General features: G+C 58.2%; 17 protein-coding genes. 8 read left to right on the top strand and 9 right to left on the bottom strand.

Annotation, left to right across the window (positions count from 1 at the left end; translation table 11 throughout):
- Nucleotides 1-40: 40 nt before the first annotated feature.
- On the bottom strand, nucleotides 41-1,531 hold the full coding sequence (gene amaB / locus ACYZTX_RS04165; RefSeq protein WP_462033071.1) for an L-piperidine-6-carboxylate dehydrogenase: 1,491 nt from the start codon (nucleotides 1,529-1,531) through the stop codon (nucleotides 41-43).
- A 174-nt stretch (nucleotides 1,532-1,705) separates the two neighbouring features.
- Between amaB and ACYZTX_RS04160 the strand changes: the two genes are divergently transcribed.
- Nucleotides 1,706-2,617 (top strand): LysR family transcriptional regulator, encoded by a 912-nt coding sequence (locus tag ACYZTX_RS04160; RefSeq protein WP_462033070.1) that lies wholly within the window; start codon nucleotides 1,706-1,708, stop codon nucleotides 2,615-2,617.
- Between the two features lie 129 nt (nucleotides 2,618-2,746).
- On the opposite strand, the gene ACYZTX_RS04155 is transcribed toward ACYZTX_RS04160, so the two are convergent.
- Nucleotides 2,747-3,556, bottom strand: a complete 810-nt coding sequence (locus ACYZTX_RS04155) for a helix-turn-helix domain-containing protein (protein ID WP_462033069.1) — start codon at nucleotides 3,554-3,556, stop codon at nucleotides 2,747-2,749.
- Between the two features lie 174 nt (nucleotides 3,557-3,730).
- On the opposite strand from ACYZTX_RS04155, the gene ACYZTX_RS04150 reads away from it, so the two are divergent.
- The 5 genes from ACYZTX_RS04150 to nadE all read left to right on the top strand — a co-directional run bounded on the left by ACYZTX_RS04150 (nucleotide 3,731) and on the right by nadE (nucleotide 7,981).
- Nucleotides 3,731-5,188 carry an alanine/glycine:cation symporter family protein gene (locus ACYZTX_RS04150; RefSeq protein WP_462033068.1) on the top strand — a complete coding sequence of 486 codons (1,458 nt, stop codon included), beginning with the start codon at nucleotides 3,731-3,733 and terminating at the stop codon, nucleotides 5,186-5,188.
- A gap of 130 nt (nucleotides 5,189-5,318) precedes the next feature.
- Nucleotides 5,319-5,576 carry a hypothetical protein gene (locus tag ACYZTX_RS04145; RefSeq protein WP_462033067.1) on the top strand — a complete coding sequence of 86 codons (258 nt, stop codon included), beginning with the start codon at nucleotides 5,319-5,321 and terminating at the stop codon, nucleotides 5,574-5,576.
- A gap of 3 nt (nucleotides 5,577-5,579) precedes the next feature.
- Nucleotides 5,580-5,744 (top strand): hypothetical protein, encoded by a 165-nt coding sequence (locus tag ACYZTX_RS04140; RefSeq protein ID WP_462033066.1) that lies wholly within the window; start codon nucleotides 5,580-5,582, stop codon nucleotides 5,742-5,744.
- Nucleotides 5,745-5,913: 169 nt separating this feature from the next.
- A complete protein-coding gene (gene pncB / locus ACYZTX_RS04135; protein ID WP_462033065.1) occupies nucleotides 5,914-7,149 on the top strand; it encodes a nicotinate phosphoribosyltransferase in 1,236 nt (411 codons plus the stop codon).
- 4 nt (nucleotides 7,150-7,153) lie between these two features.
- Nucleotides 7,154-7,981, top strand: coding sequence for an ammonia-dependent NAD(+) synthetase (nadE, locus tag ACYZTX_RS04130; RefSeq protein ID WP_462033064.1), 828 nt, complete (start codon nucleotides 7,154-7,156; stop codon nucleotides 7,979-7,981).
- 163 nt (nucleotides 7,982-8,144) lie between these two features.
- Here the strand turns inward: nadE and azu are convergent, their stop codons facing one another.
- Nucleotides 8,145-8,591, bottom strand: coding sequence for an azurin (azu, locus tag ACYZTX_RS04125; protein WP_462033063.1), 447 nt, complete (start codon nucleotides 8,589-8,591; stop codon nucleotides 8,145-8,147).
- 343 nt (nucleotides 8,592-8,934) lie between these two features.
- Between azu and ACYZTX_RS04120 the strand changes: the two genes are divergently transcribed.
- Together ACYZTX_RS04120 and ACYZTX_RS04115 are read left to right on the top strand one after the other, a co-directional pair.
- Complete coding sequence (locus ACYZTX_RS04120; RefSeq protein ID WP_462033062.1) at nucleotides 8,935-9,522, top strand: LOG family protein; 588 nt, start codon at nucleotides 8,935-8,937, stop codon at nucleotides 9,520-9,522.
- A gap of 68 nt (nucleotides 9,523-9,590) precedes the next feature.
- Entirely contained in the window at nucleotides 9,591-9,779 is a 189-nt protein-coding gene (locus ACYZTX_RS04115) for a hypothetical protein (protein ID WP_007947526.1), read from the top strand.
- A 225-nt stretch (nucleotides 9,780-10,004) separates the two neighbouring features.
- Here the strand turns inward: ACYZTX_RS04115 and ACYZTX_RS04110 are convergent, their stop codons facing one another.
- The 6 genes from ACYZTX_RS04110 to rplI all read right to left on the bottom strand — a co-directional run bounded on the left by ACYZTX_RS04110 (nucleotide 10,005) and on the right by rplI (nucleotide 21,500).
- Nucleotides 10,005-10,895 carry a transglutaminase family protein gene (locus ACYZTX_RS04110; protein ID WP_462033061.1) on the bottom strand — a complete coding sequence of 297 codons (891 nt, stop codon included), beginning with the start codon at nucleotides 10,893-10,895 and terminating at the stop codon, nucleotides 10,005-10,007.
- Nucleotides 10,895-13,381 (bottom strand): circularly permuted type 2 ATP-grasp protein, encoded by a 2,487-nt coding sequence (locus ACYZTX_RS04105; protein ID WP_462033060.1) that lies wholly within the window; start codon nucleotides 13,379-13,381, stop codon nucleotides 10,895-10,897. Before ACYZTX_RS04105 ends, ACYZTX_RS04110 begins: the two co-directional genes overlap by 1 nt.
- Nucleotides 13,382-13,469: 88 nt before the next feature.
- Complete coding sequence (locus tag ACYZTX_RS04100) at nucleotides 13,470-16,745, bottom strand: transglutaminase family protein (RefSeq protein WP_462033059.1); 3,276 nt, start codon at nucleotides 16,743-16,745, stop codon at nucleotides 13,470-13,472.
- A gap of 387 nt (nucleotides 16,746-17,132) precedes the next feature.
- Nucleotides 17,133-19,436, bottom strand: coding sequence for a YgiQ family radical SAM protein (locus tag ACYZTX_RS04095; protein ID WP_462033058.1), 2,304 nt, complete (start codon nucleotides 19,434-19,436; stop codon nucleotides 17,133-17,135).
- Between the two features lie 101 nt (nucleotides 19,437-19,537).
- A complete protein-coding gene (dnaB, locus tag ACYZTX_RS04090; RefSeq protein WP_462033057.1) occupies nucleotides 19,538-20,932 on the bottom strand; it encodes a replicative DNA helicase in 1,395 nt (464 codons plus the stop codon).
- Nucleotides 20,933-21,053: 121 nt separating this feature from the next.
- On the bottom strand, nucleotides 21,054-21,500 hold the full coding sequence (gene rplI / locus ACYZTX_RS04085; protein WP_003197251.1) for a 50S ribosomal protein L9: 447 nt from the start codon (nucleotides 21,498-21,500) through the stop codon (nucleotides 21,054-21,056).
- Nucleotides 21,501-21,508 lie beyond the last annotated feature (8 nt).

Below are 21,508 nucleotides of genomic sequence, written 5' to 3'. Positions count from 1 at the left end.
TGCCGAAGGCTGCGATCTTTTCAGGCACACCACTTTTCTATCAGTCGAACGTAATGCCCTGAGCCAACGGCAACTCCAGCGAATAGTTCACGGTGTTTGTCTGACGGCGCATGTAGCCGCGCCATGCATCGGAGCCGGATTCACGACCGCCGCCCGTTTCTTTCTCACCGCCAAACGCCCCGCCGATTTCCGCGCCGCTCGGGCCGATGTTGACGTTGGCGATGCCGCAGTCGCTGCCCACGTCCGACATGAACTGCTCGGCTTCACGCACGTCAGTGGTGAAAATGCACGACGACAAGCCTTGTGGCACGGCGTTGTTCAGGCGCAAGGCCTCGTCGAAATCCTTGTAACCGACCACGTACAGAATGGGCGCGAAGGTTTCGCTGCAGACCACATCACTCTGCTCCGGCATTTCAACGATGGCCGGCGAAACGTAATAAGCGTTAGGGAATTTGTCTTCCAGTTGGCGCTTGCCGCCGAACACCCGGCCGCCTTCGCTCAGGGCCTGCTCCAGCGCGTCCTGCATGTTTTCGAAGCTGTGCTTGTCGATCAGCGGACCGATCAGATTGCCTTCCAGCGGGTTGCCGATGCGCACTTTGGAGTAAGCGGCTTTCAGGCGGGTGACGATTTCTTCTTTCACCGATTCATGGGCAATCAGGCGACGCAACGTGGTGCAACGCTGACCGGCGGTGCCGACGGCGCTGAACAGGATGGCCCGTACGGCCATGTCCAGGTCGGCGCTTGGGCCGAGGATCATTGCGTTGTTACCGCCCAGTTCCAGAATGCTGCGAGCGAAACGTGCGGCGATTTTCGGCGCCACTTCGCGCCCCATGCGGGTGCTGCCGGTAGCGCTGATCAGCGCGACACGCGGGTCATCGACCAGGGCTTCGCCGGCATCGCGGCCGCCGATGATGACTTGGCTCAGGTGTGGCGGCGCGTCGCTGAAGTTCTTCAGTACGCGGTCAAACAGTGCCTGGCAGGCCAGTGCGGTCAGCGGGGTTTTCTCCGACGGTTTCCAGATCACCGGGTTGCCGCAGACCAGCGCCAGCGCGGCGTTCCAGGCCCAGACCGCCACCGGGAAGTTGAAGGCGCTGATAACACCGACGACGCCCAGCGGGTGCCAGGTTTCACGCATGTGGTGGCCAGGGCGCTCGGAAGCGATGGTCAAACCGTACAGCTGACGGGACAGACCGACGGCGAAATCGCAGATGTCGATCATTTCCTGAACTTCACCCAGACCTTCCTGAGTGATCTTGCCGGCTTCCCAGGACACCAGCTCGCCGAGGTCGGCCTTGTATTCACGCAGGATATCGCCCAGTTGGCGTACCAGTTCACCACGGCGCGGCGCCGGGACCTTGCGCCACAGTTCGAACGCATGATCTGCACGACTGATGTGCTGCTCGACTTCAGCGGCGCCTTCCCAGTTCACGGCGGCAATCTGGCTGCCATCGATCGGCGAATGCACCGGCACTTTGCCGTTCTGGTACAGGGCCGGGTTCACACCAAGACGATCAAGCAATGCGGCAACCATGGGTCACTCCTCAAGCGAAAAACAGAATGTGTGCAGTCGGAAAATATCGACTGATCAGACCTGTAGTTTTAGCGCTCCGGAGGTTACCCAACAAACGACCTTTAAGAGAGATATCATTCCGTTTATTCATGCTGCGAATTACTGATAAGAAAGAAACAAGAAAAAGGACAACCGATGCTGAATAAACGCTACCTGCCGTCGATCACCGCACTGCAGTGTTTCGAGGCAGTGACCCGGCATTTGAGCTTCACCCGGGCCGCCGAAGAGCTGAACCTGACCCAGAGCGCCGTCAGTAAGCAGGTCGCGCAACTCGAAGAATTGTTGCAGCACCTGCTGTTCCGCCGGGTGCGTCGACGCCTGCAAATGACCCCGGCCGGTGATTTGTACCTGGTGGAGGTACGAAAAATCCTCACACAGGTCGAGATGTCGACTCACTACCTGCGCTCCTACGGCGGTGAAACCGAAGTCCTGCGCGTCTCGACGCCTCCAACTTTCGGCGCTCGCTGGCTAGTGCCGCGCTTGAAGGGTTGGCGTCTACGCCATCCCTCGATCCATTTGGACTTGTGCAGCGAGCACGAAGCCGACGATCTGCTGCAAGGTCGCAGCGACCTCGCGTTCTACTTCGGCCAGGGCTCTCGACCCGGCACTGAGTGCCTGAAGCTGTTCGGCGAAGAGCTGGTGCCGGTCTGCGCACCGGGCAGCCTGCCGGATACGCCGTTCACCGATCCTACGCAACTCACCGACCTGGTCCTGCTGCAAAACGCCTCCCGCCCCCAGGCCTGGCATGACTGGTTCGACAGTCAGGGCTACCACACCGAACACAGCTACCACGGCCCGCGTTTCGAAACCTTTTATATGTGCATCCGCGCAGCCCAGGTCGGCTGTGGAGTGGCGCTGTTGCCACGATTTCTGGTGGAAGAGGAATTGGCCGACGGCAAACTGGTCATACCCTGGCAGCACGCGATGCCCAGCACCGATGCCTATTACCTGGCGTATCCAGAGCATTCGGCGGAAGTGCCGAAAGTGCGGGATTTTGTGAAGTGGATGCTGGAGCAGATCGACAATCCGGATGCGATGCGCAGTTGAAACCTTACACATCAACTATGGCAAATGACATTTGTGGCGAAGGGGCTTGCCGGAATGCCGCACCGCCCCGTTGGGCTGCGAAGCGGCCCCAAAAACCGGCAACCCCGGTTTTTCAGGCTCATCATGGCGTCACGCAATAACAAAGAGGCCATCGACGACCTTAGTTTGGGCGAGGCGCCCGCGCAGATCATCATCAATGGCTGGATCATCCATGCTGTACAGCCGCACCCTGCGATAAGCATTGATTCGATTGATCTCCTGCCCGAGATACTCCCAAACAACCCTCGAACACGCAGGAGTACGATGGTCAGCTGCAGAAACGCCCATCTTCAAGCCATTGAGTCGAGTAATACAGCTTTTGAAGCTCGGGATAAGAATGGTTTGGCTAATCTCGTTGGACGTCAGCGATTCATAATCAATCAGGAACAAGCGATCCTGTAGGTAGTAGGCAACCCCCATGTATCGATATCGCTCAAACTCCCCGTCCGCCCCAGCTATCTGTAAGCGTTCATTTCGTTCGTACACGAAATGCTGTCCTTTCTCGTGTATATGCACCAGGGAACACAGAATGGAACCGGGCTCTGTCATTGCATGGTAGTACTCATAGTAGTAACCCATATAGGCTTTTAGCTGTAACGAAGATTGTTGACGAAGGTGATCAAGCATCCGCTGCGGTGCCGTCATCTCGCTGGAAGGACTATTTCCCCTCGCTTTAACGCCAATAAGAATGATGAATTGCTCTGTCGGCAAACCTATCTCGAACTCATCGACCCCAAAAAAATCACAGATCCGCTTAAGGTTAAACGGTGTGGGAAAGCTATTTCCGCATAAATATTTATTAAATTGCCCACGATTAATACGAAGTCTCCTACAGACCTCCGCGACGGATCGGTAGTGACTACACAGCAGTTTTAAGTTAGCCGGAAGAAAATCACGCATACAACCCCATAACCATAGTACCCAAAGACTCAAACATAGCATCAATCAGCATCACTTTTAACCAACTTGCGAAATTGTAAATTACAACAAATGACCGGATATTACGGTTCCTGAAGCCTTCAGAACCCGCCACACCCTCAATCCGCCAGCACTCTAAATAGCAAGGAGCTTTGAATGCTAGACATCATCAACGACTTTCTCTCTGGTAAGGTTTTGATACCGTTAGTGCTTGGACTGGGAAGCTACTTCACAATCCGATCAAGATTTGTCCAGCTCCGATACTTCATCCATATGGTTTCGGTATTACGCGGCAGTTGGCATACCGGCAATCATCACTTGAGTTCATTCCAGGCATTGACGCTCAGCCTTGCCGGTCGCGTCGGAACCGGCAATATTGTGGGTGTCGGCATCGCCGTGAGCATGGGCGGCCCTGGTGCAGTGTTCTGGATGTGGATGACAGCTCTTTTGGGTATGTCGAGCAGCTTCTTCGAATGCGCACTGGGCCAACTCTATAAGCGCTGCGACGGAAATGGCCTATATTGCGGAGGCCCGTCCTGGTACATCCAGCATGGACTGGGCAAACGCTGGCTCGGAACGATTGCCGCTCTCCTGCTTCTGGTCACCTTCGGCTTTGCTATTAACGGCCTGGAATCCCATGCCGTATCACACTCGCTAAACGATGCATTTGGTCTGTCGACCACCTGGTCCGGGCTCGCATTGTCATTGATGCTGGGAATGGTGTTTATTGGCGGTATAAAACGGATAGCGGCGGTCGCCGATCTTTTGGTTCCCCTTAAGGTCCTCGCTTACATCGGCGTGACGTCTTATGTCATCGTGCTGCAATTTGACCAAGTCCCGGCAATGTTAATGACCATTGTCAAAAGTGCGTTCGGAATGGATCAGGCTTTTGGTGGGCTAGTCGGCAGCGCAATCATTATGGGCGTGAGGCGTGGGGTTTTCTCCAATGAAGCTGGACTGGGCAGCGCGCCCAATGTTGCATCAGTGGCAAAGATCGACCACCCGGTAGCACAAGGTGTGGTGCAGGCATTCAGTGTCTTCATTGATACCTTCATCATCTGCACGTGTACCGCGTTACTCATTCTGCTTTCAGGTTTCTACACACCCGGTTTCGAGGGCGACGGTATTGCACTGGCACAAAACTCGCTCGCCGAGGTGGTGGGTGATTGGGGACGAATGTTTATCAGCGTGGTACTTGCCCTGTTTGTGTTCACAGCAATGCTCTACAACTACTATCTGGGAGAAAACAGCCTGCGATTCATGATTGCTGCCCCCCGAAAAACATTAATCGCGTACCGCGCATTAGTATTAGTGCTGGTGTTCTGGGGTTCGGTTGAAGACCTCTCCACTGTTCTCGCGTTTGCCGACATCACCATGACGTTTTTGGCCTTGGTCAACCTTATAGCGATGACACTGCTATTCAAAGTGTGTATGCGAATTCTGGGCGACTACGATGAACAACTTCGCGCGGGCATTAAAACTCCCATTTTTGACTCAAGCAAGTTCAGCGATCTGGATCTCGATTTGAGGGCATGGCCCGCGATAACCACTCCTATCACACCAAAGAATCCTGTATGTGCGGATCGGGCCCAAACTAAAACTCAGGCCGTCTAAATCCCGAATAAACTCTGAACCATTTCTCTTCTGCGATGGTTCAGCAGCAAAGCAATGCACAAGCAACATCATCCAAATAAAAACAAGCACTCGCGCCCTCACAACCTGAGCGCGCTCAAGGAGTTCATCTGTGAATCGCTATCAGCCTCTTAAAGCCAACGCATCCAACACTCCAACTTTCTATATAGACTCGCATGCCGCACCTAACCTGCTGTTTGAAGATGCCTGTTTCAGAATACGCGCCGCCACGAGTCTTTTAGAGGCACTGACGTCCGTAACAGTAAAACATACTGTTGATGCCGACTTTTTTCGCCTGATACTTCCAGCCTATTTACTGCTACAGGACGGTGTCGACGCACTGGACCAAATAACATTTAAAGGACTGTAAAACATGGCCAGATCAGCGACTAATGAAATGCTCAAAGCCGCAATGATAAAAGCAATTGAAACAGGGCTTATTCCTCGCCACTCACACCTGGATGGCTATTTAAAAAGTTGGGAGAGCCTTGCGCTGGTCATTCAAGCGGCTCTTGAGGCGACACTCGATAACGGATGAGCCTCATGGGCTGAGCTATAGGAAGGTCGAAAGATGCAACGTGGGACTAATCCACCGCGGATGTAAAAAACGCTGGCAATCCCCACCTCTGATATGCGCCACTAGCCCATTCATTGAAACAGCTGCAACGTCGCCGCCACGGGCCGCGGCCAGCCTGGAGATCCCCGTTATGAGCGAGAGCGTGTTTGGCGATCGCATCGTGCAGAACCTGCTCGACACCGACTTCTACAAACTGACGATGATGCAGGCGGTGCTGCACAATTACCCGAACGTGGAAGTCGAATGGGAATTTCGTTGCCGTAACAGCGAAGATTTGCGCCCGTACCTGGCGGAGATTCGTTTCCAGATCGAACGCCTCGCCGAGTTGAGCCTGAGCGCCGACCAGTTGAGTTTCATGGAGCGCATCAGCTTCATGAAGCCGGACTTCCTGCGTTTCCTCGGGTTGTTCCGCTTCAATCTGCGCTACGTCCACACCGGTATCGAAAACGGCGAGCTGTTCATCCGTCTGCGTGGGCCATGGCTGCACGTGATCCTGTTCGAAGTGCCGCTGTTGTCCATCGTCAGCGAGGTGCGCAACCGCTATCGCTATCGTGAGGTCGTGCTGGAACAGGCGCGCGAGCAGCTCTATCGCAAGTTCGACTGGTTGACTGCCAACGCCAGCGCAGACGAATTGTCCGAATTGCAGGTAGCCGATTTCGGAACTCGCCGTCGATTCTCGTACCGCGTGCAGGAAGAAGTGGTGAGCGTGCTCAAGCACGATTTCCCCGGACGCTTCGTCGGCACCAGCAACGTGCACCTTTCACGGGAGCTGGACATGAAGCCGTTGGGCACCATGGCCCACGAATGGATCATGGCCCACCAGCAACTCGGCCCCCGGCTGATCGACAGTCAGATTGCCGCCCTCGATTGCTGGGTCCGCGAGTACCGCGGCCTATTGGGGATCGCCCTCACCGACTGCATTACCACGGATGCCTTTCTCAGCGATTTCGACCTGTACTTCGCCAAGCTCTTTGACGGCTTGCGTCATGATTCCGGTGATCCGGTGCTCTGGGCGGAAAAGGCCATCGCTCACTATCACAAGCTGGGCATCGACCCAATGAGCAAGACGCTGGTGTTCTCCGACAGCCTGACGCTGCCCAAGTCCCTGGAGATTTTTCGGGCATTGCGCGGTCGGATCAATGTCAGCTTTGGCATCGGCACCAACCTGACGTGTGATATTCCGGGTGTCGAACCGATGAGCATCGTGCTTAAAATGGCCGCCTGCAACGGCCAGCCCGTAGCCAAGATTTCCGATGAGCCTGGCAAGACTCACTGCAAAGACCCGAATTTCGTCGCCTATTTGCGACACGTTTTCAAAGTACCTGCCGCCCTTTCCAGTACATCCAGCATTTCTAGCAAGGAGTGAATTCATGCAAGCCGAACAGCGTGAGATTGCTGAACAGCTCAAGGTCCAGCCGCCGTTCGCCGACCTGGCCGCCCTCGAGGCTGAAGTCGCCCGGCGGATTACCTTCATCCAGGATTGCCTGGTCAATTCCGGGCTCAAGACCCTGGTACTCGGCATCAGCGGCGGCGTCGATTCCCTGACCGCCGGCCTGCTGGCCCAGCGTGCCATGCGCGAACTGCGCACGCGCACAGGCGACAACAGCTACACGTTCATCGCCGTGCGCCTGCCGTACGAAACCCAGTTCGACGAACACGACGCCCAGGCCTCGGTGGATTTCATCGCCCCGGATGAGCGCCACACCGTGAACATCGGCCCGGCGGTCAAAGCCCTGGCGAGCGAAGTAGCGGCCTTTGAAGGCAAGCATGCGGTCTCGGTGGATTTCGTGCTTGGCAACACCAAGGCGCGGATGCGCATGGTCGCCCAATACACCATCGCCGGCGCGGCCCACGGCCTGGTGATCGGCACCGACCACGCGGCGGAAGCAGTGATGGGCTTCTTCACCAAATTCGGTGATGGCGCTTGCGACCTGGCGCCACTGAGCGGTCTGGTGAAAAACCAGGTCCGGGACATCGCCCGCAGCTTCGGCGCACCGGAGTCGCTGGTGGAAAAAATCCCGACAGCCGACCTTGAAGACCTGTCGCCTGGCAAGCCGGACGAAGCGTCCCACGGCGTGACCTACGCCGAGATCGACGCGTTTCTGCACGGCGAGCAGGTGCGCGAGGAAGCGTTCAAGATCATCTGTGACACGTACAAAAAGACTCATCACAAGCGCGTGATGCCGTTCGCACCGTAAGTAAGTTGGCGTCTGTACCGACGCCTTCGCGAGCAGGCTCGCTCCCACATGAACAACGCTGTCCTTGTGGGAGCGAGCCTGCTCGCGAAGAACGATGACTCGGTCAAATGTCAGGCACAAAAAAAGCGTCCCAAGCGGACGCTTTTTTGTGTGCGCAATTCGATTACTTCAGGGTAACCGTGCCTTTCATCATCGAGATGTGGCCAGGGAACGAGCAGAAGAAGCCGTATTTCTCGTTAGCATCGAGCTTCGACACGTCGAAGGTCACCGAGTCGGTTTCCTTGGCGCCGATGATTTTGGTGTGAGCGATGACGCGCGCATCACCTTCTTTCAAGTAACTCTTTTCGATGCCTGCCGCCAGGCCATCGGTGGCGATTGGCTGCATATCAGCTTCTTTGCTCAGCACCCAGTTATGGCCCATGACGTTTTTCGGCAGGTTGCCGGAGTGGGTCAACTCAACGGTGAACGTCTTGCAGCTCTTGTCGATTTCAATGGCCTTCGTGCCGAAAGACATCTGATCAGTGGAGTCAACGGTGACTTTGCACTCGGCAGCCATCAGTTGGCTGCTGGCCAGTGTCAACAGGGATACCGCAACAAGTTTGGCAAACATGGTGAATCTCCAAGGCAGGGTTAATAAAACTGCGAATGGACAGAAGACTGCCTGAAATCTGCGCAAGTTCCTATGACCTGAATCAAAAATTGTATACAACTTTCGGGCTATGACACCTATCGAAACAATCTACCAGCCAGACGTCTGGGGCGGCCCTATCATCTGGTCGTCATCACTCATCCGGAGCGTCTGTCATGTCCCTTAATAGCCTGTTGTGCAGTTTGCTCGCCGCCTACGCTTGTGGCGCCAGCGGTACTTATGAAACACCCAAACGCGAAGTTTAGACCTTGGAACGCCGGGTGCCTGCCTTTACTCTGTGGCCATACTGACCATGGAGTAAGGCATGTCTTTAGCGTCCGTTTGTGTATTTTGCGGTGCCAGCACCGGCACCAACCCGGCTTATCGTGAAGCGGCTGTCGCCCTGGGGCGAGCATTGGCCGAGCGCAAGCTGACCCTGGTGTATGGCGGCGGTGCCGTGGGGCTGATGGGAATCGTCGCCGATGCTGCGCTGGCTGCCGGTGGTGAAGTGATCGGGATCATTCCGCAAAGCCTCAAAGATAAAGAAATCGGGCACAGCGGCCTGACTCGCCTGGAAGTGGTCGACGGCATGCACGCGCGCAAGGCGCGGATGGCCGAGCTCAGTGACGCCTTTATCGCCCTGCCCGGCGGCCTGGGCACGTTGGAAGAACTGTTCGAAGTCTGGACCTGGGGCCAGCTCGGTTACCACGGCAAACCGCTGGGGCTGCTGGAAGTGAACGGTTTCTACAGCAAATTGACGGCTTTTCTCGATCATATCGTCGGCGAAGGCTTCGTTCGCGAACCGCACCGTGACATGCTGCAAGTGAGCGAATCGCCGCAAACCCTGCTTGATGCACTGGACGCCTGGCAACCTTCGGTACCGCCAAAATGGGCCGAACAAAAACCCAGCTAACGGCTCGGCATCGATACAGGGCAGAATATGCGCCGCTCAACCTCACCTTCGACCCCAGAGGATCGCCCATGGCTAAACCTAATTATTCCTTCGCCAAACGTCAGAGAGACTTGGCCAAGGAGCAGAAGAAAGAGGAAAAGCTTCAGCGCAAGAAAGCTACAGCTGAAGAAGAAGCAGCAGCACTGAACCCGGATGCCGAAGGCGAAGTGGCTACAGACGAAACTGAAGCACCGAAAGATCAGGCGCCCGACGCCTGAGACCCTCAGGGCCCGATGATCTGATCAGGCCCCCCGGATCTGTGTCCAGGGTCAGCAGTTACGCTGCTGACCCTCACAGGCCAATCTGAAATACCCCATCTAGAAACTACTTACACATCTCCACTGTGGGAGCGGGCTTGCTCGCGAAAGCGGTGTGTCATTCAACATTAATATCGACTGACACACCGCTTTCGCGAGCAAGCCCGCTCCCACAGGGGATCTGCGTTAGTCCAGTGGCATTACGGTGACACGGACTTCCGGGTCATGGTTGCCGCCGCCCAGAATGACCCCACGCAACGGCGAGACATCGGAGAAATCCCGGCCCCAGGCCAAAGTGATGTGTTCCAGCGCTGGTCGCACGTTGTTGGTCGGGTCGAAATCCACCCAGCCCAGCACCGGGCAAAACACCGAAACCCAGGCATGTGACGCATCGGCACCGATCAGTCGTGGCTGGCCCGGCGGTGGCTGCGTCAACAGATAGCCGCTGATGTAACGGGCCGCCAACCCACGGGAGCGTACGCAAGCAAGCATCAGGTGAGCGAAGTCCTGACAAACGCCGCGCCGGCGTTCCAGCACTTCCACCAGCGGCGTCGCCACCTGAGTCGCTTCGGCATCAAACGTGAATTCGCTGAATATTTTCTCCATCAGCGCCTGTACACCCAGCATCAGGGGCCGCCCCGGTGGAAAGCAGCTTTGCGAGAACTCGACGAAGTTGTGCTTTAAATGCACGTAGGGCGATTCGAACCGGTAACGACACGCTTCCAGCAATTGCGGGGAAAGTGGCTGACTGCTGTAGGTCAGCGCGTTGCGGGTTTCTTCCCACGCGGGGGACTGATTGAAATCCAGCGTCGGCCGGGCCAGCACTTCAACGGTGACCCGGGCATTGACCCGTAATTCATCGTGCGGCCGCTCGAACGCCAATCGGGTCAGCGGATTGCCGAACACATCCAGTTCATCGCGGCGCGAAGTCGGGTCGGGGCTGATCTGCAGTTGCTGCCCGGTGCAACGCTGCCAGGCACACGCTCGCGGCCACAGGTGCGCGAGCTGCTGAGCCAGAGAAACCGGGCTGTCGTAGTGATAATGGGTGTCGTGGAGAATCTGGTAATGGGCGCTCATCAGACGGACACCGTGCGCTGGCTGACGTCATCGACATGGGCGAAATGGCGCAAGGCCAGACGATCCGACACTTGCCCGCTGGCGTCGGCGATTTCTTGCAACAGGTCGGCCAGCCCCTCAATGGCCGCCCGAACGCTGGCGGCGCCGAACAGCGGGTTCTCCAGGCATCCCAGATCGAACTGTGCCAAGCGTTCCACCAACTGTGGCAACCCCGCTTCGCGAGGCACGCCGAAGTCGTCATTCAAGCGTTTCAAGGTACGAGTCACCAGTTTCAACTGGAACAGCACTGCGTGGGGGTTCTGCTCGTCGAGCAGCAACAGGTCGAGCACCGGAATCAGTTGCGCCACGGCCAGATACCGCGAACGGTACGTGATGCTGCTGTTGCCCAACTCCAGCAGCCATTCCAGTCCGGCCTGATCGAAAGCACCGGTACCGCGCAGAAATGCCGCCAGGCTGGCGCTGAGAAATTGCAGACGTTCGATCCGGCGGCCGATCATCAGAAAGCGCCAGCCTTCGTCCCGGGTCATGTCGTCGAGGGCGAAACCGGATAACGCCGCCAGCGACATCACCAGACGGTTAAGGAAATCCAGCAATTCACCAAAATCCGGCTCTTCAGTTTCCAGTTCCATGGCTTCGCGCTGCAACTCCACCAGCGCCTGCCAGTTTTCCCGCGAGAGCTTGCCGCGCACTTGTGAGGCCGCCCACTGCAAACGTTGCAGGTTGGAGCGCAGGCTGAACGGCCAGTCGTCGCCGAGCAACGCGGCCAGCAAGCGTTCCGGCAACTCGCCTTCATCGGGCAACAACATCAACCGTTCGCCCAAATCCACCGCCGCCTCCAGGGCTTGCGGGTCATCGCCATCGACGTACCGCGCCAGCATGATCCGCAATAACCGCGCACTGTCATCACAGCGCTCGCAGTAACGCCCGAACCAGAACAGATTTTCCACCACCCGCGACGGCAGATACGGATCGCGTCTCACCAGGTCGTGCACACCGATCGTACGCTGGGTTTTCCATTGCTCACCGCTCGGCGGACGATCGCCCAGCACCCAGGTGTCTTTGCTCGCGCCACCGCGCTGCATCGACACCACTTCGGCGTCAGCCTCGGCGGCAACGCGAGTGAGGCCGCCGGGCAGCACCCGATAGCCATCACGGCTGGCCACTGCGTACACGCGCATGCCGATGGCCCGGGGTTGCAGATGACCCTCTTCAGCCTGCCAGATCGGGGCTTGAGAGATCTGAGCCAATTCTTGCGCGACATAGGCGTAAGGCCGAGCCTGCATGCGCTCGGCCAGCGCCTCACGCTGTTTTTCACTCAAATCACGCCCAAATATCGGAGAAAAACTCTGTGACGGGAAAGCCGGTTTGATCAACAACTCCGGCAATTTTTCCAGGGCCTGGGCCAGCACCGGCGCTTCGCCGCACCACCAGGTTGCGATTGAGGGCAGGATCAATTCTTCGCCGAACAGGAATTGATTGATCCTCGGCAGGAAGCCCAACAATCCCGGCGACTCAAGCACGCCGCTGCCGAGGGCATTGGCCACCAGCACTCGCCCTTGGCGTACCGCCTCCAGCAACCCCGGCACGCCTAGGGCCGAGTCGGTGCGCAGCTCAAGCGGGTCGCAGAAGTCATCATCGAGCCGCCGCATGATTGCGTGGACCCGGCGCAATCCGCTCAGGGTTTTCAGGTAGACCGTAGCGTTGCGCACCGTCAGGTCGCCGCCCTCCACCAGTGGATATCCGAGCTGGCGCGCCAGATAGAGGTGTTCGAAATAGCTTTCGTTGAAACGTCCCGGTGTCAGCAGCACGATCAGCGGCGCTTCGTCATCACTCGGTGCCTGACGAGCCAGGGTTTCCTGAAGCGTGCGGAAGAACCCGGCCAGGTGCTGCACTTTCAAATCGCGGTACAACTCGGGAAAGGCCCGGGACACGATGGTGCGGTTTTCCAAGGCGTAACCGGCACCGGACGGCGCTTGCGTCCGGTCCGCCGTGACCCACCAGCGACCGTCAGGCGTACGCGCCAGATCCACGGCATACAGATGCAGAAAAGCCCCGTCGGGCGGCGTGATGCCCTGACAGGGCCAGAGGAAGTTGTTGTGACCGAAAACCAGTTCAGCCGGCAGCAGCCCCTCGGCGATCAACCGTTGCGGCCCGTATAAATCTGCCAGCACAGCATTGAGCAAGCGTGCCCGCTGAGCGATCCCGGCCGATAACTGCTGCCATTCATCAGCCGCAATCACGTGCGGTAGCAGATCGAGTTCCCACGGTCGATCCGCACCCTTGGGATCGGCGTAGACGTTATAGGTCACACCGTTTTCCTGGATCTGCCGGGTCAGCAGGGCCTGACGCTGCGCCAATTGGGTTGGCGTGCTGCGCTGCAATTGGTCGAACAACCGACGCCAATGCGGGCGCACGGCGCCGCTGTCGTCGAGCAGTTCGTGATAAGTGCCCGCCGTCAGCGGGTAGCGGTCAAGCAGATCAGGCATGGAAAGCTCGGCAGACAGCAAAGAACGGTCAGACTAACGCAGGCTCATGACGCCCGGATATACGAAAAATCCGAGCGTCGTGTACGGTTTAGAAACGTCGTAAATCGAGAGTCATCGGCAACTCGTCGTTAATTTCCATATTGGGTATAGGAAGTTTCCCCGGCGTATGTCCGATGCGGAAGAAACGCGCCATTCGGCGGCTCTCCGCCTCATTGGCGTTCACCGGCAAGCTGTCGTAGTTGCGCCCGCCCGGATGGGCGACGTGGTACTGGCAACCACCCAGCGAGCGCTGCATCCAGGTGTCGAGCAGGTCGAACACCAGCGGCGCATGGACCGGGATGGTCGGTTGCAGGCAGTTGGTCGGTTGCCAGGCACGAAATCGTACGCCAGCCACAAACTCACCAACCCGTCCGGTGGGTTGCAATGGCACCGCAATGCCGTTGCAGGTCAGCACGTAACGCTGTGGTGGCAGGCCAGTGAGTTTGACCTGCAAGCGTTCAAGCGACGAATCCACGTAACGCACCGTGCCGCCAACTGCACCCTCCTCTCCCAGCACATGCCAGGGCTCCAGCGCCTGGCGCAATTGCAGTTCTATGCCGCTGACCGCGTAATCGCCGACCTTGGGGAAACGAAACTCCAGATGCGCCGCAAACCACTCGGCCCGCACCGGATAACCGGCGGCATTAAGGTCGACGATGACGTCGGCGAAATCCTGTTCGATGAAGTGTGGCAACAGGAAGCGATCGTGCAGCTCAGTGCCCCAGCGTGCCAGTTTCGGTGGCGCATAAGGCTCGCGCCAGAACCGAGCCACCAGCGCCCGCAGCAACAATTGCTGAGCCAGGCTCATGCGCGCATGGGGCGGCATTTCAAACGCGCGCAATTCGAGCAATCCAAGGCGACCGGTAGCACCGTCCGGTGAATACAGTTTGTCGATGCAAAATTCGGCACGATGGGTGTTGCCGGTCACGTCGATCAGCAGGTTGCGCAGCAGCCGATCCACCAACCACGGCGCACACTCCTCACCCGGCTCAGGCATCTGGGCGAAGGCGATTTCCAGTTCATACAACGCATCGTTGCGTGCTTCGTCGACCCGTGGTGCCTGAGACGTCGGGCCGATGAATAATCCCGAAAACAGGTAGGACAAGGACGGATGGTTATGCCAGTAGCTGATCAGGCTGCGCAGCAAATCCGGACGACGCAGGAACGGTGAGTCAGCCGGTGTCGCGCCTCCCAGTACGAAATGGTTGCCGCCGCCGGTGCCGGTGTGCCGGCCATCGATCATGAATTTCTCGGTGGTCAGTCGGGTCTGGCGCGCTTCTTCGTAAAGAAATTCGGTGCGCTCGACCAGCTCATCCCACGTGGCAGACGGCTGCACGTTGACCTCGATCACGCCCGGGTCGGGCGTGATGCGGAAGTTGCTCAGGCGCGGATCGCTCGGTGGCTCATAGCCTTCCAGCAACACCGGGCAATGCAACTCCTCGGCGGTGGCTTCGATGGCGCTGACCAATTCCAGATAATCCTCGACCCGCTCCAGCGGCGGCATGAACAGGTACAACCGCCCTTCTCGTGCTTGCGCGCAGAACGCCGTGCGGGTCAGCCAGTCGGCAGATTCGTCGATCTTTGGCGTGCGTTCATCAGCAACCGCAGGCTCGCCTTGGCTCTGAAATTGCGCCGTGTCGGGCAGTGCTGGGAAATCCTGATTCGGGTCCACAGGATGAATGAACGGGTAATCCGCCGCTTTCACCCAAGGCTGCGAGCCGAGCGGCAAGCGATAGCCCAGCGGCGAGTCACCTGGCACCAGTCGGCAGTGTTCGTCGCGCAGATACCAACGGCCGCTTTGCCACTGATCACCCTTGGCGGTGCGCGCCAGCGGCAGGACCTGACCGATGACCTTGTCCAGGCCCTGGCTGAAGACTTTGCGCAGACGTGCACGCTCCAACGGTTCTTCGAGACGTGAGTCTTCGGCGCTGACGTTCTGTGGCAAAGCGCCTTCGCGCCAGAGGTAATAGAAATTGTCTTCGTAGGCCGGAAATACAAACCGTGTGGGAATTTTCAGGCGCTCGGCGACACTCGCCAGAAAACGCCCGGCCAACTCGCCATTGGCACCATAGTCTTGCTGCTCATCGGCAATCAGCGCGCTGTTGTGCCAGATCGGCACATTGTCGCGGCGCCAATAACAGTTCAGCGACCAGCGCGGCAATTGCTCGCCGGGGTACCACTTGCCCTGACCGAAATGCACCAGACCTTTGGGCGCGTAGTGTTTGCGCATGCGCTGGAACAATTCGGCGGACAGACGCCGCTTGTCCGGCCCGAGCGCAGCGGTGTTCCATTCGGCGCCGTCCGGATCATCGATGGACACGAAAGTCGGTTCGCCGCCCATGGTCAGGCGTACGTCACCCTCCAGCAAGTCGGCATCGATCTGCCGGCCCAAAGCCTGAATTGCCAGCCACTGGTCTTCGGTGTAGGGCTTTGTTACCCGAGGCGCTTCCCAAATCCGCTCCACCGACATTTCGTGGGTGAATTCGCACTCGCACGGTTCAACCAAGCCACTGATCGGTGCCGCAGAGCCCGGATCGGGGCTACAGGCCAACGGAATGTGTCCTTCACCGGCAAACAGCCCTGACGTCGCGTCCAGGCCGATCCAGCCAGCACCGGGCAAGTAGACCTCGCACCAGGCGTGCAGGTCGGTGAAGTCCACGTCAGTGCCCGACGGGCCGTCGAGGCTTTTAACGTCAGCGGTGAGCTGGATCAGGTAACCGGAGACGAAACGCGCCGCCAGACCGAGGTTACGCAGCAGTTGCACCAGCAACCACGCGGAGTCGCGGCAAGAACCGGAGGCATGTTCCAAGGTGTGTTCTGGGGTTTGCACGCCCGGTTCCATGCGAATCAGGTAGCCGATGTCTTCGCTCAAGCGTTGATTGAGCGCGACGAGGAAATCGACGCTGGGCAGCGGCGTGCGGTCGATACCGTCCAGGTAAGCCTTGAACTTCGGCGTCAGGGGCAAGGTTTCCAGGTACGGCGCCAGCTCTTTGCGCTCATCCGCGGCGTAGGCGAAAGGGATCTTTTCGGCGTAGGGCTCAAGGAAGAAGTCGAACGGATTGAAGACCGCCATCTCCGCCAGCAGATCGACTTCGATCCGCAGTTCATCGGTTTTCTCCGGGAACACCAACCGCGCCAGGTAATTGCCCTGGGGGTCCTGCTGCCAGTTGATGAAGTGCTGCTCGGGAGAGACTTTCAGCGCATAGGAAAGTATCCGCGTGCGACTGTGGGCCGCCGGGCGCAGACGAACGATCTGCGGACCGAGCTCGACGGCGCGGTCGTAGCGGTAATGCGTGACGTGGTGCAATGCGACATGGATCGACACGGCGTGCCTCCTGCGAGCCTTAAGCGTATTGGAAAGCGCGCAAGACTTATGCCATCCAGCACCGCTGGCGCTTTCTCCGGTTGCATGAGGCAGTACAGCACCAAAATCGGGCGATGCGGGAAATTGGTTGGGAGGAGTTGCACGGAAATGTTGCGTTCAGTTGCATAGTCGCCGCCAATTAAGGCCTCTTCGCGGGCAAGCCCGCTCCCACAGTGATCTCTGTCGTTCACAAATTCTGCATTCACAGAAAACATTGTGGGAGCGGGCTTGCCCGCGAAGAGGCCGATTGCCCCAACACAGCTTCCGCCCCGGCGACCCGGTTTTCCGTGGCGCAGAAACGCAAAACGCCAACCCGAAGGTTGGCGTTCTGTTATCAGCGGTTAGCGCTTAGCGCGGTACAACCGGCTTACGCGCAGGCTTCGGCCCTTTGCCTTTGGCCGCATCTTTACGATCCTTGGCCGCCTGCTGGTTGCGGGCAAACGCCGCAGCCTTGGCCTGTTCACGCTTGTCCCACGGGTTGCCGCCATCGCTGGCGCGCGGTGGCAAGCCCGTGTGCTGGGTCAGGATCTTGGTGGTCTTTTCCCCTGCTACTTTATGGCTGCCGGCGGGTGTCGAGTTCTTGCGACGGGCGCTCTGGTAGCTGTCGGTCGCCGGCTGGTGCAGCGGGATCAACTGATTCTTGCCCGGCCCGATCAGGTCGGCGCGGCCCATGCGGGTCAGCGCTTCACGCAGCATCGGCCAGCCTTTCGGGTCGTGATAACGCAAGAACGCCTTGTGCAAACGACGCTGCTCTTCGCTCTTGACGATGGTCACGGCGTCGCTCTTGTAAGTGACCTTACGCAGCGGGTTCTTGCCCGAGTGGTACATCGCGGTGGCGGTGGCCATCGGCGACGGGTAGAACGCTTGCACCTGGTCGGCACGGAAGCCGTTGCCCTTGAGCCACAAGGCCAGGTTCATCATGTCTTCGTCGGTGGTGCCCGGGTGAGCGGCGATGAAGTACGGAATCAGGTACTGCTCTTTCCCGGCTTCCTTGGAGTACTTCTCGAACATGCGCTTGAACTTGTCATAGCTGCCAATGCCCGGCTTCATCATCTGGTTGAGCGGACCTTCCTCGGTATGTTCCGGGGCGATCTTCAGGTAACCACCGACGTGGTGGGTCACCAGCTCTTTGACGTATTCCGGCGACTCGACCGCGAGGTCATAGCGCAGGCCAGACGCGATCAAAATCTTCTTCACACCCGGCAAGGCACGAGCGCTGCGATACAACTGGATCAGCGACGAGTGATCGGTGTTCAGGTTCGGGCAAATACCGGGGAATACGCACGAAGGCTTGCGGCACGCGGATTCGATTTCCGGGGTCTTGCAGGCGATGCGGTACATGTTCGCGGTCGGGCCGCCGAGGTCGGAAATGATGCCGGTGAAGCCTGGCACCTTGTCGCGGATCTCTTCGATTTCGCGAAGGATCGATTCTTCGGAACGGTTCTGGATGATCCGGCCTTCGTGCTCGGTGATCGAGCAGAAGGTGCAACCGCCGAAGCAGCCACGCATGATGTTCACAGAGAAACGGATCATGTCGTAGGCAGGAATCTTTTCCTTGCCGTACGCCGGGTGCGGAATGCGCGCATAGGGCATGCCGAACACGTAGTCCATTTCTTCGGTGGTCATCGGAATCGGAGGCGGGTTGAACCAGACATCGACTTCGCCATGCTTCTGCACCAGCGCACGGGCGTTGCCCGGGTTGGTTTCCAGGTGAAGCACGCGGTTGGCGTGAGCGTAAAGAACGGCGTCGCCACGGACCTTTTCAACCGATGGCAGACGAATCACGGTCTTGTCGCGGGTCATCCGTGGGCTTGCCAGTATCTGCACGACTTTGGCTTCGCTCGGGTCTTCAACCGGCCCCTTTTCCTGCTCGATGGCGCAGGCTTGGGTGTCCTGGGTGTTGACGTACGGGTTGATGATCTTGTCGATCTTGCCCGGACGGTCGATGCGCGTGGAATCGACTTCGTACCAGTCTTTCGGCGTATCGCGACGGATGAACGCAGTACCGCGCACGTCGGTGATGTCTTCGATCTTGTGACCGTAGGACAGACGCTGGGCGACTTCGACAATTGCGCGCTCGGCGTTGCCGTAGAGCAGGATGTCGGCGCAGGCGTCGATCAGGATCGAGTTGCGCACCCGGTCCTGCCAGTAATCGTAGTGGGCGATGCGGCGCAGGGAAGCTTCGATGCCGCCAAGAACGATCGGCACGTTCTTGTAGGCTTCCTTGCAACGCTGGCTGTAAACCAGGCTCGCGCGGTCCGGACGTTTGCCCGCCAGGCCACCGGGGGTGTAGGCGTCATCGGAACGGATTTTTTTGTCGGCGGTGTAGCGGTTGATCATCGAGTCCATGTTACCGGCCGCGACGCCGAAGAACAGGTTCGGCTCACCGAGCTTCATGAAGTCGTCTTTGGACTGCCAGTTTGGCTGGGCAATGATCCCGACGCGGAAGCCTTGCGACTCCAGCAGCCGGCCAATAATTGCCATGCCAAACGACGGATGGTCAACGTACGCATCACCGGTGACGATGATGATGTCGCAGGAATCCCAGCCAAGCTGATCCATCTCCTCCCTGCTCATCGGCAGGAATGGCGCTGGACCGAAACATTCGGCCCAGTACTTGGGATAGTCAAATAACGGCTTGGCTGTTTGCATGACGATGACCGGTGTTGAGATGAAAAATCGCGGGCGCGGAATATAGCACAAAAAATAACCAATTCCGACGGCTATAGTCGGAAATTGCGACTCTCGGCAACTTACTCGTCGTCGAAGTTATAGCTGCCCGGCGCCAGGTTTTCGAAGCGGGTGTACTTACCGATGAACGCCAGTCGTGACGTACCGATCGGGCCGTTCCGCTGCTTGCCGATGATGATCTCGGCGATGCCTTTGTGCTCGGTTTCCGGGTGGTAAACCTCGTCCCGGTACACGAACATGATTACGTCAGCATCCTGCTCGATCGCTCCGGATTCCCGCAGGTCGGAGTTGATCGGGCGTTTGTTCGGTCGTTGCTCCAGGGAACGGTTGAGCTGGGACAGCGCCACCACCGGGCAGTTGAATTCCTTGGCCAAAGCTTTCAACGAGCGGGAGATTTCAGAAATCTCGTTGGTTCGGTTATCGCCGCTCGAACCCGGGATCTGCATCAATTGCAGGTAGTCGATCATGATCAGGCCCACATCGCCGTGCTCACGCACCAGGCGCCGGGTCCGCGCACGCATCTCCGACGGGCTGATACCGGCCGTATCGTCGATGAACAGCTTCCGTTCGTTAAGTATGCTGATAGCCGACGTCAGGCGCGGCCAATCGTCCTCGTCCAGGCGACCGGACCGGACCTTGGTCTGATCGATTCGACCGAGGGACGACAACATACGCATGATCAGCGATTCGCCTGGCATCTCCAGCGAGTAGACCAGCACGCACTTATCGCTGCGCAGCACGGCGTTTTCCACCAGGTTCATCGCAAAGGTGGTTTTACCCATCGACGGACGACCGGCGACGATGATCAGGTCAGACTGTTGCAAGCCGCTGGTCATGCCGTCAAGGTCGGTATAACCGGTCGAGAGGCCCGTAATCGCATTATCGCTATTGAACATCTCATCGATACGGTCGACGGCTTTGGTCAACAGTTCGTTCACTCTCACCGGGCCGCCGGTTTTTGGCCGGGCCTCAGCGATCTGGAAAATCTGGCGTTCGGCTTCGTCGAGAATCTCTTCAGCCGTTCGGCCTTCCGGGTTGAACGCGCTGTCGGCGATTTCGCTGGCAATGCCGATCAACTGCCGCAACGTTGCCCGTGCACGGACGATCTGCGCATAGGCCTTGATGTTGGCGACGGACGGCGTGTTTTTCGCCAGCTCACCCAGGTAACCAAGGCCGCCGACCTGCGAGGTCTGACCTTCCTTGTCCAATTGCTCGGCAAGGGTCACGACGTCGATCGGCGAGTTCTGATCGGCCAGCTTGGCGATCGCGCGGAAGATTAAACGGTGGTCATGCCGATAGAAATCGCCGTCCGAGACCTGATCGAGCACGCGTTCCCAGGCGTTGTTGTCCAGCATCAGACCACCGAGCACGGCCTGTTCGGCCTCGATGGAATGAGGCGGCACCTTCAGGGCAGCGGTGTGCAGATCGTATTGCTCGGGAGCGGAGATATCGTTCATGGCCACTTGAATAGTTTTGTGAAAATCAGGAACTGCAGAAAGACAAAGGGCACGACCTGTAAACAGGATCGTGCCCGATGTTACCGGCAAGCACCCGAGGGTGCCAGCCGACAAGTGCTGCTTAAGCTGCTACCACGACAACGCGTACGGTGGCTTCAACTTCGGCGTGCAGGTGCACGGCTACGTCGAATTCGCCTACGTTGCGGATGGTGCCGTTCGGCAGACGAACTTCGCTTTTTGCAACTTCAACGCCAGAGGCGGTCAGTGCATCAGCGATGTCGTGGGTGCCGATCGAACCGAACAGCTTGCCTTCGTCACCAGCGGTGGCAGTGATAGTCACTTCCAGCTCAGCCAGTTGGGCGGCACGGCTTTCAGCCGAAGTTTTACGGTCTGCTGCGGCTTTTTCCAGCTCAGCGCGACGCTCTTCGAACGCAGCCAGGTTGGCAGCGGTCGCAGCGGTCGCTTTGCCGTAAGGCAGCAGGTAGTTACGACCGTAACCAGCCTTAACGTTCACTTTGTCACCCAGGTTGCCCAGGTTGGTGACTTTTTCCAGAAGGATCAGTTGCATGTGAAAAT

This window comes from Pseudomonas sp. MDT1-17 (genome assembly GCF_054898105.1).
This window is presented reverse-complemented; position numbering and strand designations above follow the sequence as displayed.